Source organism: Pseudomonas putida, from assembly GCF_025905425.1.
In the GTDB taxonomy this organism is placed as follows: domain Bacteria; phylum Pseudomonadota; class Gammaproteobacteria; order Pseudomonadales; family Pseudomonadaceae; genus Aquipseudomonas; species Aquipseudomonas putida_AF.
In genome coordinates, this window is record NZ_CP109603.1 from 4,579,528 (window position 1) to 4,594,910 (window position 15,383).

The 15,383-nt window shown below is 64.3% G+C and carries 14 protein-coding genes and 1 pseudogene; 10 read left to right on the top strand and 5 right to left on the bottom strand.

All coding sequences use genetic code 11. From position 1 onward, the window contains the following. Positions 1–26: 26 nt before the first annotated feature. Positions 27–1,382, top strand: a complete 1,356-nt coding sequence (locus tag OGV19_RS20620; protein WP_264310420.1) for an 8-oxoguanine deaminase — start codon at positions 27–29, stop codon at positions 1,380–1,382. Positions 1,383–1,465: 83 nt separating this feature from the next. Further along, the gene (locus OGV19_RS20625) at positions 1,466–2,413 is read left to right on the top strand and encodes an adenosine deaminase (protein ID WP_264310421.1); all 948 of its coding nucleotides are present in this window, start codon (positions 1,466–1,468) and stop codon (positions 2,411–2,413) included. Positions 2,414–2,432: 19 nt separating this feature from the next. Here the strand turns inward: OGV19_RS20625 and OGV19_RS20630 are convergent, their stop codons facing one another. Then, on the bottom strand, positions 2,433–3,146 hold the full coding sequence (locus tag OGV19_RS20630; RefSeq protein ID WP_264310422.1) for an ArsR/SmtB family transcription factor: 714 nt from the start codon (positions 3,144–3,146) through the stop codon (positions 2,433–2,435). 528 nt (positions 3,147–3,674) lie between these two features. On the opposite strand from OGV19_RS20630, the gene OGV19_RS20635 reads away from it, so the two are divergent. Further along, positions 3,675–3,872: a hypothetical protein gene (locus tag OGV19_RS20635; RefSeq protein WP_264310423.1), complete on the top strand. Its 198-nt coding sequence runs from the start codon at positions 3,675–3,677 to the stop codon at positions 3,870–3,872. On the opposite strand, the gene OGV19_RS20640 is transcribed toward OGV19_RS20635, so the two are convergent. Then, entirely contained in the window at positions 3,823–5,004 is a 1,182-nt protein-coding gene (locus OGV19_RS20640) for a multidrug effflux MFS transporter (RefSeq protein WP_264310424.1), read from the bottom strand. The two genes, OGV19_RS20635 and OGV19_RS20640, sit on opposite strands and share 50 nt — an antisense overlap. Positions 5,005–5,111: 107 nt before the next feature. Continuing rightward, the gene (locus tag OGV19_RS20645) at positions 5,112–5,309 is read right to left on the bottom strand and encodes a heavy-metal-associated domain-containing protein (protein ID WP_264310425.1); all 198 of its coding nucleotides are present in this window, start codon (positions 5,307–5,309) and stop codon (positions 5,112–5,114) included. Positions 5,310–5,451: 142 nt separating this feature from the next. Between OGV19_RS20645 and OGV19_RS20650 the strand changes: the two genes are divergently transcribed. The 5 genes and pseudogenes from OGV19_RS20650 to OGV19_RS27890 all read left to right on the top strand — a co-directional run bounded on the left by OGV19_RS20650 (position 5,452) and on the right by OGV19_RS27890 (position 10,811). Further along, positions 5,452–5,838 (top strand): hypothetical protein, encoded by a 387-nt coding sequence (locus OGV19_RS20650; RefSeq protein WP_264310426.1) that lies wholly within the window; start codon positions 5,452–5,454, stop codon positions 5,836–5,838. A 52-nt stretch (positions 5,839–5,890) separates the two neighbouring features. Then, the gene (locus tag OGV19_RS20655; protein WP_264310427.1) at positions 5,891–8,290 is read left to right on the top strand and encodes a heavy metal translocating P-type ATPase; all 2,400 of its coding nucleotides are present in this window, start codon (positions 5,891–5,893) and stop codon (positions 8,288–8,290) included. Further along, entirely contained in the window at positions 8,287–8,697 is a 411-nt protein-coding gene (cueR, locus tag OGV19_RS20660; protein ID WP_264310428.1) for a Cu(I)-responsive transcriptional regulator, read from the top strand. Before OGV19_RS20655 ends, cueR begins: the two co-directional genes overlap by 4 nt. 326 nt (positions 8,698–9,023) lie before the next feature. Next, positions 9,024–9,953: pseudogene (locus OGV19_RS27885) on the top strand (cache domain-containing protein); the annotation flags it as partial. 129 nt (positions 9,954–10,082) lie between these two features. Further along, positions 10,083–10,811: a methyl-accepting chemotaxis protein gene (locus OGV19_RS27890; RefSeq protein ID WP_413470145.1), complete on the top strand. Its 729-nt coding sequence runs from the start codon at positions 10,083–10,085 to the stop codon at positions 10,809–10,811. Positions 10,812–10,896: 85 nt separating this feature from the next. Here the strand turns inward: OGV19_RS27890 and OGV19_RS20670 are convergent, their stop codons facing one another. Both OGV19_RS20670 and OGV19_RS20675 read right to left on the bottom strand, forming a co-directional pair. Beyond that, the gene (locus OGV19_RS20670) at positions 10,897–11,676 is read right to left on the bottom strand and encodes an AraC family transcriptional regulator (protein ID WP_264310430.1); all 780 of its coding nucleotides are present in this window, start codon (positions 11,674–11,676) and stop codon (positions 10,897–10,899) included. Between the two features lie 92 nt (positions 11,677–11,768). Then, positions 11,769–13,046 carry an acetyl-CoA C-acetyltransferase gene (locus tag OGV19_RS20675; RefSeq protein WP_264310431.1) on the bottom strand — a complete coding sequence of 426 codons (1,278 nt, stop codon included), beginning with the start codon at positions 13,044–13,046 and terminating at the stop codon, positions 11,769–11,771. 118 nt (positions 13,047–13,164) lie between these two features. Here OGV19_RS20675 and OGV19_RS20680 point away from each other — a divergent pair, with 118 nt between their 5' ends. Both OGV19_RS20680 and OGV19_RS20685 read left to right on the top strand, forming a co-directional pair. After that, positions 13,165–14,517 (top strand): 3-oxoacyl-ACP reductase, encoded by a 1,353-nt coding sequence (locus OGV19_RS20680; RefSeq protein ID WP_264310432.1) that lies wholly within the window; start codon positions 13,165–13,167, stop codon positions 14,515–14,517. A 2-nt stretch (positions 14,518–14,519) separates the two neighbouring features. Then, on the top strand, positions 14,520–15,371 hold the full coding sequence (locus tag OGV19_RS20685; protein WP_264310433.1) for a MaoC family dehydratase: 852 nt from the start codon (positions 14,520–14,522) through the stop codon (positions 15,369–15,371). Positions 15,372–15,383: the final 12 nt, after the last annotated feature.

Here is a 15,383-nt window from a genome sequence, read left to right on the forward strand (position 1 = left end):
AACCCACTTTCAGAGGAGCCGGCACCATGCCTGCGACCCGTACCTGGTTGAAATCCCCCCTCGCCATCTTCACCGCCAACGGCACCGACGCCCGTGGCGGGCTGGTCATCGAAGACGGCCGCATCACCCAACTTCTTGCCCTCGGCGAAAGCCCCAGCCAACCTTGCGACCAAGTGTTCGATGCCCGCGAGCATGTGGTCACACCTGGCCTGATCAACACCCACCATCACTTCTACCAGACCCTCACCCGTGCCTGGGCACCTGTGGTCAACCAACCGCTGTTCCCTTGGCTGAAAACGCTCTACCCCGTATGGGCACGCCTTACCCCCTCCAAACTGGCGTTGGCCAGCCAGGTAGCACTGGCCGAACTGCTACTGTCGGGCTGCACGACCGCCGCCGATCACCACTACCTGTTCCCCCAAGGCCTGGACAATGCCATCGACGTGCAAGTCGAGGTGGTACGCAAGCTGGGCATGCGTGCGATGCTGACCCGCGGCTCCATGAGCCTGGGCGAAGACGATGGTGGCCTGCCACCGCAGCAAACGGTGCAACAGGGTGAGGTGATCCTGGCTGATAGCCAGCGACTTATCCACAGCTACCATGAACGCGGCGAAGGCGCGCAGATCCAGATTGCCCTGGCGCCCTGCTCGCCCTTCTCGGTCACGCCCGAGATCATGCGGGCCAGTGCCACGCTGGCCGAAGAACTCGATGTGCGGCTGCACACGCACCTGGCGGAAACCCTTGATGAGGAAGATTTCTGCCTGCAGCGTTTCGGCCTGCGCACCGTCGACTACCTGGACAGCGTCGGCTGGCTCGGCCCGCGCACCTGGCTGGCTCACGGCATCCACTTCAATGGCGACGAAATCGCCCGCCTCGGCGCGGCTGGCACCGGCATTTGCCACTGCCCCAGCTCGAACATGCGCCTGGCCTCGGGCATCTGCCCAACCGTCGATCTCGAAGCTGCTGGCGCTCCCGTGGGCCTGGGCGTTGATGGTTCGGCCTCCAACGATGCCTCCAACATGATCCTCGAAGCCCGCCAGGCCCTGTACCTGCAGCGCCTGCGCTATGGCGCCGAGCAGATCACCCCAGAACGTGCCCTGGGTTGGGCGACACGCGGCTCGGCACGCCTGCTCGGGCGCCAGGACATCGGCGAGCTGGCCGTCGGCATGCAAGCTGACCTTGCCTTGTTCAAACTCGACGAGCTGCGCTTCTCCGGCAGCCATGACCCACTGTCGGCGTTGCTGCTGTGCGGGGCCGATCGCGCCGACCGGGTCATGGTCGGCGGCCAATGGCGGGTCATTGATGGCCAGATCGAAGGCCTGGATATCCAGGGCCTGATCGCCGATCACCGCCAGGCAGCCGCGCAACTGATCGCCGGTTGATGCCACACAGGGCCTGGCCCGGCGCATTGCCTGGCCAGGCCCTGTAGAATGGCGGCAACCGTACCTGATCGAGATAACCAACTATGTATGACTGGTTGAACGCCTTGCCAAAGGCCGAACTGCACCTGCACCTGGAGGGCTCGCTGGAGCCTGAGCTGCTGTTTGCCCTGGCCGAGCGCAACAAGATCGCCCTGCCTTGGGCCGATGTCGAAGCCCTGCGCGGCGCCTACGCCTTCAATAACCTGCAGGAGTTTCTCGACCTCTATTACCAGGGCGCGGATGTACTGCGTACCGAACAGGATTTCTACGACCTGACCTGGGCTTACCTGCAACGCTGCAAAGCGCAGAACGTCATCCACACCGAACCGTTCTTCGACCCACAAACCCACACTGACCGTGGTATCCCCTTCGAAGTGGTGCTCAACGGCATCAACCAGGCGCTCAAGGATGGCCGCGAGCAACTGGGGATCAGCAGTGGCCTGATCCTGAGCTTCTTGCGCCACCTCAGTGAAGAAGAAGCGCAAAAGACCCTCGACCAAGCCCTGCCCTTCCGCGATGCCTTCATCGCCGTAGGCCTGGACAGCTCCGAAATGGGCCACCCTCCGAGCAAGTTCCAGCGTGTATTCGACCGCGCCCGCAGCGAAGGCTTCGTCGCCGTTGCGCACGCCGGTGAAGAAGGCCCGCCCGAATACATCTGGGAAGCCCTGGACCTGCTGCACATCAAGCGTATCGACCACGGCGTGCGCGCCATCGAAGACGAGCGCCTGATGCAGCGCATCATCGACGAGCAGATCCCCCTTACTGTGTGCCCACTGTCGAACACCAAGCTCTGCGTGTTCGATCACATGAGCCAGCACAACATCCTGGACATGCTCGAGCGCGGCGTGAAAGTTACCGTCAATTCGGACGACCCTGCCTACTTCGGCGGCTACGTCACCGAAAACTTCCATGCCCTGCATACCCATCTGGGCATGACCGAAGGCCAGGCCCGTCGCCTGGCGCAAAACAGCCTGGACGCGCGGCTGGTCTGATCGGCAAGTGACGTTGCGGTTACCCGACCTGCAACGTCGTCACGCGGGCAATGCGATTGATGTGTTGGATGCCCAGCGCCGAGATATGCAATGCCCGCGTATCCTCGGACTCGCGCATCCAGCCGGACTGCAGAAACAGCCTGAACAAGGCCTGCCCGAGTATGCCCCCCAAGTGAGCGCCCTGGTTGTTCCAGTCGGTGCAGCGGCAGATCACGCAAGCCCGTTGCTGATGCGGCGCCAAGGCATCAATGTAGACACCGACCAGCGCCAGCTCTGCCCGCCCCAGCTCACTGACCATCAGGTGGCGATCAGTGCCCTCCAGCCAACCCGCCACCACCAGGCGGTGATACAACTCACCGGCCAGCTCCCCGCCAAGATGGTCACCGCATCGCCGCGCTCTGCGTATCGACATGGGGAGTTGCATCGCTGTCGCCTCGGACGGGTTCTCTTTGGCACTGCCCAACTGCACGCTTGCCAATGCTTCCACTGCGGCCCCTACCTGAGGGGTAGCCAGGCGGAAGTAGCGTTTGCGACCGCGCGCTTCATGCCTGAGCAAACCGGCCGAAGACAGCAAAGAAAGGTGGGCGCAGGCCGAAGATGATGTCAACCCGGTCATCATCGCGAGCTCGTTCGCCAGTCGCGGTGTGCCGTCGATCAACGCCCACAGCATGGCACTGCGTTTGGGGTCGGCCATCAGGCTGGCGATCTGACTGATACTGCTGACTGCGTTCATGTTCCTGTAACTCCCTGCACGTTCACATGTGGATGCAATGGCCAACCCTGGCAATGCGGATCGCCTGCCTTATGAATGACCGGCCGCGACAGGGAACTCCCGCTCGCTGGCACTGGCTCTGGTGGCCAGTATAAGCCGCAGAAAACCCCACTCAGGCAGCTAGCCGACGCAGCCCGCCTGTCTGAAGTCCACTGGGTATGCCTACCCATGAGAGATGATGTGCAGGTTCGCCAATCCCGTCGGAACCGCGCAAATGAACAGTGCCCCAGATCTCAGCGGGGCACAGACAGGGCATGAGGAAAAGTCGCCCAGCGTACGTTCGGATGCGGCCGACAGCGGGCTTCCATAAGTAGCGCAAACAAAAGCGAAGCTTCTACATGCTTCCAGGCATTACTCCTGGGGCAGCATGACGTGAGGGTGAACTAACAGGGTTGTTGACCGTCAGTCAGCGCGCAGACGGCGGTCATGGCATGCACAGAACACAGCGCTACACTTCATCCGCTCTCAGCCCATTGGAGGTATGCCGCGATGAAAATTGTCGTCAGTGCGTCGAGCCGGAACCCGATCTGCCCCTGGCAGGTTCAGCTCGACCAACACGTGGTGAGTTTCCGCAGCGAGGCCGAAGCGCGGGCCTTCGTCGCCACCTTGGAAACCCGCCTGCAGGCGCCGCACCCGCTTATGCGGGACGCCTGGCCTGCAAGCGCCGGGTCAGCAGCGCGACACTGACCACCAGCACCCCGCACAAGCTGATCACCAGTGTCATCGGCACCGCACTGCCATCGTGCAACAACCCGACCAACGCCGCCGCGCCTGCGGCGACGCTGAACTGCAGGCAGCCCATCAGTGCCGAGGCGCTGCCTGCTCGTGCGCCCTGCCCGCTCATGGCGCAGGCCGAGGCATTGGGGATGATGCAACCCAGGCTGGCGATGCACACGAACAACGGTACCAACAGCGGCCACAACTGGCTCGGCCGCAGTGCAGCAACCCCCAGCAGCACCAGGCCTGCGGCCAGGTACATCCACACTGCGCGCACCAACAGGAAGGCCGGGCCACGCTTGGCCAGCAAGCGCGCATTGACCTGCGCCACGAGGATAAAGCCCGCCGCGTTGGTGCCGAACAGCCAGCCATAGTGCTCGGCAGGTACGCCATACAACTTGATGAAGACGAATGGCGACCCGGCGATGTAGGCAAACATACCGGCAATGGCGATACCCCCGGTCAAGGCATGGCCGAGAAACACCCGGTCATTGAGCAGGCGCAGGTACTGGCGCAGCGCCCCGGACAGCGGCTGGCGCGGCATGTTCGCCGGCAAGCTCTCGGGCAGGCCCAGGCTGACTGCCAGCAGGCAGGCCGCGCTGAACAGGCTCAACACCAGGAAGATCGACTGCCAGCCTGCCAGGTTCACCAGCACCCCACCCAGCATCGGCGCAAGGATCGGCGCCAGGCCCATTACCAGCATCAACTGCGAGAACACCTTGGCCGATGCCACCGGGTCGCACTTGTCACTGACAATCGCCCGCGACAGCACCATCCCGGCGCATCCGCCCAAGGCCTGGACGAATCGTGCCAGGACCAGGGTGTCGAGGTTGGGCGCATAGGCACACGCCAGCGAAGCCAGGGTAAACAGCGCCACGCCGAACAACAGCGGTTTGCGCCGCCCGAAGCGGTCGGCCACCGGGCCATAGGCCAACTGGCCGATGGACAGGCCAAGGAAGTAGGCGGCCAAGGTGGTCTGGACGTGTTTTTCATCGGTGGCGAAAGCCTGCGCCATGGCCGGGAAGGCGGGCAGGTAAAAATCGATCGCCAAAGGCCCGAACGCACTCAATGCGCCCAGGATCAGCACCATTCGCAGGTTCATCAGAAATCCATAGCAGGCTAAGCAAGTGCGTGATTCTACCTGCTAAGGACCCCATCAGCATGAAAACATTTGCAACAAACGGGGCCGCGTTGCGACCCCACCGGCTATCACGCCACTTCGGCCTGGTAGCCCTCGTCACGGATCGCAGTGAGGATCTGCTCCACCGCCATCGCACTCTGAACCCGCACCTGCTTGCCAGCCAGATCCACCTCCACCTGGGCCGTGGCATCTTGCGCCTGCACAGCCCGGGTCACCGCTTTGACACAATGGCCACAGGTCATGCCTTGTACGTTGAACACTTGCATGGGGTTAACTCCTTCAGGTTTTGATGCAGCTTCAAGCTTGCCATCGGGTCAAGGTCAAGCCCTTGCAAGCGTCCGGGCTGGAAATCCGCGCTCACGTCGGCCAAGCTGCGCCTTTGACGATCAGGCAAACAGGAGATTATTCATGTTCAGGGCAGCATTGGGCGTCGTCGGGCTTTTGAGCGCGCTGGCTGCGGTGCCACCGGCCAGCGCCGAGGGCAATTCGGACTACAGCGTACTGATTATTTCCCGGGAGCGCCTGGAAGTGGCCACCAGCTGCGAAATCGGCGTCTACCTCAACGATCAGCTCTCCGGTCGCGTGTTCCAGGAGCAATCAACCTCCTTCAACCTGCCACCCGGCCCTGTGGATGTACGCCTGCGCCTACTGCCAGGGCAGGCACCCGGTTGCGCGCCGGGTATCGAAGACCAGCGCAGCACGCGTTTGAGCTTGCAGGCGGGCCAGATCAACAAATACCGAATTGCCATGGGCCACAATGGGCTGGAATTGAAGCGCGCTGGCCTCGGCTATTGACCTTACCTACGTGGCAAGGTTGATGCTGAAGGCTAATCCAAGGAGGAGAGCCATGCCCGCATCCACCACGTTCGACCTGCCGATTTCCGGCATGACCTGCGCCAGCTGTGCTGGCCGGGTCGAGCGCGCCCTGCGCAAGGTCGATGGCGCTGAACAGGTCAGCGTCAACCTCGCCACCGAACAGGCCCGGGTCCAGGCTCCGGCCAGCAGCCTGCCGGCCTTGCTCGACGCCGTGCGTGAAGCCGGCTATGGCGTACCCACCCGTACTGTCGAGTTGCAGATCGGCGGCATGACCTGCGCCAGCTGCGTGGGCCGTGTCGAACGCGCACTGGGCAAACTGCCCGGCGTCGAGCAGGTCAGCGTCAACCTGGCCAGCGAACGCGCGCACCTCGAAGTGCTTGCAGCCCTCGACGACAGCCTGCTGATAGACGCCGTGCAAAAGGCCGGCTACAGCGCCAGCCTGCCGCACGCGGGCAACGATGATCAGCGCGATGCCCAGCGCCGCCTGCGCAACGAGCGCCTGGCCGTCGGTGCTGCCCTGCTGCTGGCCCTGCCACTCGTGCTGCCGATGCTGGTACAGCCCTTCGGCCTGCACTGGATGCTGCCTGCCTGGGCGCAGTTTCTGCTGGCAACGCCCGTGCAGTTCATTCTCGGTGCGCGCTTCTATGTGGCCGCCTGGAAGGCCGTGCGTGCCGGTGCCGGCAACATGGACCTGCTGGTGGCCCTTGGCACCAGCGCCGGTTACGGCCTAAGCCTGTACCAATGGGCACAAGCCCCTGCCGGCATGGAGCCACACCTGTACTTTGAAGCCTCGGCGGTGGTCATTGCCCTGGTCCTGCTGGGCAAATACCTCGAAAGCCGCGCCAAACGTCAGACCGCCAGCGCCATCCGTGCCCTTGAGGCGCTGCGCCCCGAACGTGCGGTGCGCGTGGTCGATGGCCGCGAGGAAGACGTCGCCATCGCCCAGTTGCGTCTGGGTGACCTGGTCGTGGTCAAGCCCGGTGAGCGATTCCCGGTCGATGGCCAAGTCGAAGAAGGCAGCAGCCATGCCGACGAGGCCCTGATCAGCGGCGAGAGCCTGCCAGTGCCCAAGCAACCTGGCGACCCCGTCACCGGTGGTGCCATCAATGGCGAAGGTCGGCTGCTGGTACGCACCCAGGCATTGGGTACCGAAACCGTGCTGGCCCGGATCATTCGCCTGGTCGAAGATGCCCAAGCGGCCAAGGCGCCCATTCAGAAACTGGTAGACCGCGTCAGCCAGGTGTTCGTCCCCGCCGTGCTGGTGATCGCGCTGATCACGCTGATCGGCTGGTGGCTGGCCGGTGCCCCGCTGGAAACCGCCCTGATCAATGCGGTCGCCGTCCTGGTGATCGCTTGCCCCTGTGCACTGGGCCTGGCCACGCCGGCGGCGATCATGGCCGGCACCGGTGTCGCTGCCCGCCACGGCATCCTGATCAAAGATGCCGAAGCCCTGGAGCGAGCCCATGCGGTCAACCGGGTCGTGTTCGACAAGACCGGTACCCTGACCTCCGGCAGCCCACGGGTGGTTCACAGCCAGGCGCTGGTCGGCAGCACCGCCGAACTGCACCGCTTGGCCGGCGCCCTGCAGCGCGGCAGTGAGCACCCCTTGGCCAAGGCTGTACTGGATGCGTGCGCCGAGCAGCAGCTGGATGTACCAGCGGTCATCGACAGCCAGTCACTGACCGGGCGTGGTATCGCCGGGCGGGTGGAGGGCCGTGATCTGGCCCTGGGCAATCGCCGCCTGCTTGACGAGAGCACGCTGCAACCCGGCGGCCTGGCCGCCAAGGCCCATGCCTGGGAGGCCGAAGGGCGTACGTTGTCCTGGCTGATAGAGCGCGGCGCGCAACCGCGTGTGCTGGGCCTGTTCGCCTTCGGCGACAGCCTCAAACCGGGCGCTGCGCAGGCTATCGATAGCCTGCATGCCCGACACATCAGCAGCCACCTGCTGACCGGCGACAACCGTGGCAGTGCCAAGGTCGTTGCCGATGCCCTCGGGATCGACGATGTGCATGCCGAAGTGCTGCCTGCAGACAAGGCCGCCACCGTGACGGCACTCAAACAGGACGGCGTGGTGGCAATGGTGGGCGACGGCATCAACGATGCCCCGGCCCTTGCCGCTGCCGACATCGGCATCGCCATGGGTGGCGGCACCGACGTGGCCATGCAGGCTGCCGGCATCACCCTGATGCGCGGCGATCCACGCCTGGTACCGGCAGCCCTGGAGATCAGCCGCAAGACCTATGCAAAAATCCGCCAGAACCTGTTCTGGGCGTTCATCTACAACCTGGTCGGTATCCCCCTGGCCGCGCTGGGCTACCTCAACCCGGTACTGGCCGGTGCCGCCATGGCCCTGTCCAGTGTCAGCGTGGTCAGCAACGCGCTGTGGCTCAAAACCTGGAAACCCACCAGCAGCTCCCAGGAGGCCCCATGAACATCGGCCAGGCCGCCCGCCGCAGCGGGCTCAGCACCAAGATGATCCGCTACTACGAGTCCATCGGCCTGCTCAAGCCCGCCACCCGCAGCGACAGCGGCTACCGCCTGTACCAGCCGGAGGACCTGCACAGCCTGGCCTTCATCAAGCGGTCCCGCGACCTGGGCTTTTCCTTGGAAGAGGTCGGCAAGTTGCTGACCCTCTGGCAAGACCGCCAGCGTGCCAGTGCCGACGTCAAGGCGCTGGCCATGCAGCACATCGATGCGCTGAACCGGCGCATCGAGGAGCTGGTGAGCCTGCGCGACACCCTCGGGGACCTGATCTCCCACTGCCAAGGCGATGAGCGGCCGGACTGCCCCATTCTGAAAGATCTGGCAAAGGGAAATGTGGGCGGATGTTGCCACTGAACCTTGTCAGGGCACATTGGTATGCCATATTCGCCTAAACACGACCGAATCATCGCCTGGTGCGACATGCCCTAACAAATACGGGCATTTTCCTTCATCTAATCCCGGACGCTGCCGATGCAGTTACTACCTGCCTCGTGTGTCGACAATAAAAAATTCCGGGAGCGTCGATGAGCATCAAACAGAAACTGACCTGGGCATTCGCGGTCATCGCCGGCTTGCCCATCGTCCTCGTGGCCACCTTGGTGGTCCTCAACCTGCGCGGCGAAGCCCGCGACGGATTCCTCGACAGCAGCAGCCGGGAAATTCGCCAGGTCAGCAACGCGATGAGCATCTTCTTCCAGGGCATCAACCAGAACGTCGAATACCTGGCCTCGCAACCCATGATTGCGGCCACAGGCAACAACCTGAACAAGTTCATGAGCGCCAACCCCTCGTATGAACTGGGCGAGCAGGACAAGCAGGTACTTGAATTCTTCACTCGCCTAGCCGATTCGCACCCCGGCTACGCCTACCTTTCCTACGGCGTCAGTGACGGCGGTTATGTCGGCTGGCCGGCAGGGCAGAAGTTCGTCAACTACGACCCGCGTACTCGCCCGTGGTACCAGTTGGCCGTGGCCAACCCAGGCAAGACCCTGCGCACCGGCGCCTACTACTGGGCCGCCGACGACGCCGTGCTGGTCAGCACCGTACGCGCCGTGGCCAACCAGCTTGGCAACCCCGGGGGCGTGGTCAACATCGACGTGTCGCTCAAGGGCCTGACCGAGATCGTCAGGCAGATCAAGCTGGGCGATAGCGGCTACCTGCTGCTGGTGGAAAACAACGGCAACGTGATGGTCGACCCGCGTGATGCGAGCCACAACTTCAAGCAGCTGGGCAGCTTCGGCGACGGCTATGCCGACCTGGCCAAGGCAGGTAAAGGCCTGGTCGAAGTCGAACTCAACGGCGTGCGCTACATGGCCAACATCTACCCTGACGAGCAACTGGGCTGGACCTTCATCGGCCTGATCGAGCAGAGCGAGGTGATGCAGACCACCACCCGCCTGACCTGGCTGATCGGCACCATCGCGCTGGCGCTGGCCGCGCTGTTCGCCGTGGTCGGTGCGGCCTTCGCCAAGCTGATCGTGCGCCCGATCAACAGCGTGACCAGCGGCCTGGAAGACATCGCCCAGGGCGAAGGCGACCTGACCCGCAACCTGGACGTTCGCGGCCGCGACGAAACCGCCCAACTGGCCAGCTGGTTCAACCAGTTCCTTGGCGCGATTCGCAGCCTGATCCAGCACATCGGCTCTGCGGCCAGCAAGATCTTAACCACCTCCACCAGCTCGACCCGTGTTTCCAGCGACATGGCCGAGGCTGCGGGGCGCCAGCGCGAAGCCGTGGACATGGTCTCCACTGCCTTCCACGAAATGGTCGCCACCGCCAACGAAGTCGCCCGCTCCTGCAGCCAGGCCGCACAGTCGGCCGACAGCGGCCAGCAGCAGGCCCGTGAAGGCCAGCAGCAGATCGATGCCGCAGTCCACAGCGTCGATCGCTTGAGCCAGGAGATCGAGCAGTCAGCCCTGTCGATCCAGCAGCTGGAACGCGACAGCAACGCTATCCAGTCGATCCTCGGCACCATCCGCTCGATTGCCGAACAGACCAACCTGCTGGCCCTCAATGCCGCGATCGAGGCCGCCCGTGCAGGTGAACAGGGTCGGGGCTTTGCCGTGGTCGCCGATGAAGTACGGGCACTGGCCAAGCGTACCGCCGACTCCACCGCCGAGATCGACGGCCTGCTGGGCAACCTGGCCAGCCGCACCGCCGACGTCGCCGAGCAGATGCACGCCAGCCTGGAAGTGTCGCAGCAGTCGGTCAGCCGCATTGGCCTGGCCCGCGACAGCTTTGGCCAGATCCGTGAGTCGGTGGACGTGATTCGCGACATGAACACGCAGATTGCCACGGCGGCCGAAGAGCAGCATCAGGTGGCCGAGGACATCAACCGGCACATCAGCCAGATCCACGGCGATGCGCAACTGGTGGCCGAACTGGCCCAGGCTGCGCGCCAGGACTCGGAGAGCCTGGCAGGGCTGTCCAACGAGCTGGACTCGCTGGTACGACGCTTCCGCACCTGATTGCCCTGGCGGCCACTGCGCGGGCAAGCTCGATCCCTGTCGGAGCGGGCTTGCCCGCGAAGAGGTCGGTACAGGCTACCTACCGCTAAAGCTTCAGCTCCCCCGGCGTCGCCCCAAACAACTGCTTGAACGCCGCGATGTAAGCCGAGGTCGAGTCATAACCACAGCCCAACGCCGCCTCCGTCACATTCTCCCCCGCCTCCAGCAACGCCAGCGATGACAGCAAGCGCATACGCTGACGCCAGTTGCGAAAGCTCAACCCGGTCTCGCGCTGAAACAGCCGCATCAGCGTCTTCTCCGAACACTCCAGTTGCCGGGCCCATTGCTGCAGGGTCTGCGGCTGGTCTGGCGCCGCAATCAGGCCATTGCACAACGCCAGCAACCCCGGATGGCGCGGCAGTGGCAACGAGAAGCCGACTTCAGGCAACGTGCGCAACTGGTCGAGCAGCACCGCGACCAAGCGCGATTCGGCGCTGTCACTTTCCGGGTAGTGCGCCGGGAACAGGCAGAACTGCTTGATCAACTCCCGCGCCAGCGGCGTCACTTCCAGCACCCGGCATTGCTCCGCAGCCCACGGGCAGGCGTCGCGGCGTACGTACAGGCTGCGCATTTCGGCCTGCATCGACGTCACCACTTCGTGTTCGGCATCCGCCGGAATCCATACGCCCCACTGGGGGGGCGCAAAATAGCTGCCATCGCGGGTGTACACACCCAGTACGCCACTGATGGCGTAGGAAAACTGCACCCAATCGTGCTGATGGCGCGTCGTCCAGGAGCCGGCGCCGAGACTTTCGGCGCGGGCATACAGAGGCCTTGGCAGGTGATCCAAGGCGGGGATGGGCCGGGGTTGTCCGATGATCGGCATAGCGGTTTCTTGTAGTTCTGATCGGACAAGCCTAACAGCTGGTGGGTATGACCGTGACATCTGAGTCGCCAGCTTCGCGGTATGCAGGCTGATCACCGCTCGACGATGACAGTCACCCCTTGCCCGCCTGCCGCACAGATCGATATCAAACCGCGCCCCTTCCCCGCTGTGGCCAGCAGTTTGGCCATGTTGGCCAGTATCCGCCCCCCGGTCGCCGCAAACGGATGCCCCGCCGCCAGCGAACTGCCCTTGACGTTGAGCTTGCTCCGGTCGATGGCCCCGAGCGGTGCATCCAGCCCCAGGCGATCACGGCAGTAGCCTGCGTCCTCCCACGCCTTGAGCGTACACAGCACCTGGGCGGCGAACGCTTCGTGGATTTCGTAGTAGTCAAAGTCCTGCAGGCTCAGGCCATTGCGGGCCAACAAGCGCGGCACCGCATACACCGGTGCCATCAGCAGCCCTTCACGGCCGGTGACGAAATCGACCGCCGCCGTCTCGCCGTCAACCAGATAGGCCAGCACCGCAAGCCCTTGCTCCTGCGCCCATTGCTCCGTCCCCAGCAGCACCAGCGAAGCACCATCGGTCAACGGTGTGGAGTTGCCAGCCGTAAGCGTGCCCAGGCCACTGCGGTCGAATGCCGGCGCAAGCTTGGCCAGTTGTTCCAGGGTCAGGTCCGGGCGTAGGTTGTTGTCGCGGCTGAGGGCCAGAAATGGCGTGAGCAGGTCATCCTGCCAGCCTTCGGCATAGGAGGCGTCCAGCCGCTGATGGCTAAGCAAGGTCAGCGCATCCTGCTCGGCGCGATCGATCCGCCAGGCCTGCGCCATGCGCTCGCAATGCTCGCCCATCGACAGGCCTGTGCGCGGTTCGCCATTGCGCGGCAACTCAGGTATCAGGTGGCCGGGGCGCAACTTGAGGAACGGTTTCAGCCGCTCACCCAGGCTTTTGCCGCGATTGGCCTCCAGCAGAATGTGGCGCAGCCCTTCACTGACCGCAATCGGGGCATCGGAGGTGGTATCCACACCGCCGGCGACACCGCTGTCGATCTGCCCCAGGGCAATCTTGTTGGCCACCAACAGTGCTGCCTCCAGCCCCGTGCCGCAGGCCTGCTGGATGTCGTAGGCCGGTGTGCGCGGTGACAGGCGTGAACCGAGCACGCATTCGCGGGCCAGGCTCATGTCACGGGAATGCTTGAGCACCGCGCCCGCCACCACTTCCCCTAGCCGTAGCCCATGCAAGCGGTAACGCTCGATCAGGCCCTCAAGGGCAGCGGTCAGCATCGCTTGGTTGCTGGCGGTGGCGTAGGCGCCGTTGGAACGGGCGAAGGGGATTCGATTGCCGCCCAGGATCGCGACCCGGCGAGGTGAACGCATGCGCATGTTCCTCCTGAAACACTTTAAACCGTACAGCCTAGGTGTTTTTACCGCATTCGAACGACCTTGCCACAAAGTTGGTCCACACTTTCAAGCTTGCCTTCAGGGAGACCCACTCATGAGCGATCGCTACCTCGGCTTTGCCAACTCCAACCTCGGCCGCCGCCTTGTGGATGCCCTTGGCCTGCCCCACCCGGCCCCGCTGGAGCGCTGGCAGGCTGGCCGCCTGCGCCCGGTGGAAGGTGCCTTGGTCGTGGGTGGCGGGCCCCTGACGCGCCAGGTCGAGGCCATCGCCCCGCGCCTCACCGACGCGCTCTACAGCTTCAATACCGAAGGTTTGCAAGCACCAGCCTGGGTCGCGGGGCTGGGGCCCAAGCTCAAAGCTGTGGTGTTCGATGCCACTCACCTTTCCGACAGCGACGAACTCAAGCAGTTGCGCGAATTTTTCCAGCCATTACTGCGCAGCCTGGCGGCTTGCGCCCATGTGGTGATCCTCGGCCGCGCCCCGGAAAGCCTCGACGAGCCACTGGCCAGTGTCGCGCAACGGGCACTTGAAGGCTTCAGCCGCTCACTGGGCAAAGAGCTGCGCAATGGGGCGACTGCGCAGTTGCTGTATGTCGGCCATGGCGCCGAAGACCAGCTGGAAGGTGCCCTGCGCTTTTTCCTCTCGCCCAAGAGCGCGTTCATTTCGGGCCAGATCCTGCGACTTGAGGCCTGCGCCAGCCAGGTCGAGGACTGGACCCGCCCACTGGGCGGACGACGCGCCCTGATAACGGGTGCCGCTCGCGGTATCGGCGCGGCGATTGCCGAAACCCTCGCGCGCGACGGTGCCGAGGTGGTGCTGCTGGATGTGCCGCAAGCTCGGCAAGACCTCGAAGCCCTCGCCGCGCGGTTAGGCGGCAAGGCGCTGGGCCTGGACATCTGCGCCAATGACGCTGCGGCGCAGTTGCTCGAAGCGTTGCCCGGGGGTATCGACATCGTGGTGCACAACGCCGGCATCACCCGCGACAAAACCCTCGCCAACATGACACCGGAGTACTGGGATGCGGTGATGGCGGTGAACCTCAAGGCACCGCAAGTGCTAACCCAGGCGCTGTATGACGCTGGCGCACTCGGCGAGAGCGCGCGCATCACGCTGTTGGCTTCGGTCAGTGGCATCGCCGGTAACCGAGGGCAGGCCAATTATGCCGCGAGCAAGGCCGGGTTGATCGGCTTCGCCCAGGCCTGGGCCGCAAAGCTCGCAGCGCAGGGTGCCAGCATCAATGCCGTGGCCCCCGGTTTCATCGAAACGCACATGACCGCCGCCATGCCCATGGGGCTGCGCGAGGCCGGGCGCCGTTTGAGTTCACTGGGCCAGGGCGGGCGGCCACAAGACGTCGCCGAAGCCATCGCCTGGCTCAGCCAGCCAGGCTCCGGCGCGGTCAATGGCCAGGTGCTGCGGGTCTGTGGCCAAGCGCTGATGGGAGCCTGACCATGACCCGACACTGGCACGACCTGCACGCCCCGGACTCCCGCGCCAGCCTTTACCTGCGCGCGGCCAGCAAGCGCAAGATCAGCGGCGACAGGCTGCCAGCGTACGGCCTGCGCTGTGTCATTCGGGTCCAGCCCGACAACCTGGCAGCCTACCGCCGGCTCTGCCACTTCACCGACGATGGTCGTCTGCCGGGCACTTATCCCCATGTCATGGCCTTCCCCTTGCAGCTTCAACTGCTGACGGCCCACGACTTCCCCTTCCCCTTGCTCGGGCTGGTGCACCTGCACAACCGCATCGAGGTGCGGCGGCCACTGGGCGGTATCGACGGGCTACGTTTCGCCGTCTACGCCGACAACCTGCAACCCCATGCCAAGGGCGCTACTTTCGACCTTATTACCGAAGCCGAAGATGGCCTGGGCCTGCTCTGGCGCGAAAGCAGCCGCATGCTGGTGCGCGGGCTACGCCTGGAAGGCCAGGCCATCGAGCAGGCAGACAGCGAGCCTGAAGCATTGGTAGAGGCGAGCCGCTGGTATGCCGACAGCGATATCGGCCGGCGTTACGCCAAGGTCTGCGGGGACTACAACCCGATCCACCTGAGCGCCGCCAGTGCGCGACTGTTCGGGTTCCCCAAAGCCATTGCCCATGGCATGTGGAGCAAGGCCATGGCACTGGCGGCGCTGCGCGGGCACTTGCCAAGCAGTGGCTATGGCTTCGAAGTGGAGTTCCGCAAGCCGGTGCGCTTGCCTTCAGAGGTGGTGCTCAGTGCCACTGAAGCCGGGGGCGAAGGTGAGCTACGGCTGGATGGGCATGGCGAGTTGCTGCACATGGTTGGCCGCTGGGGTGGCCTGTAGGAGCGGCCCTCT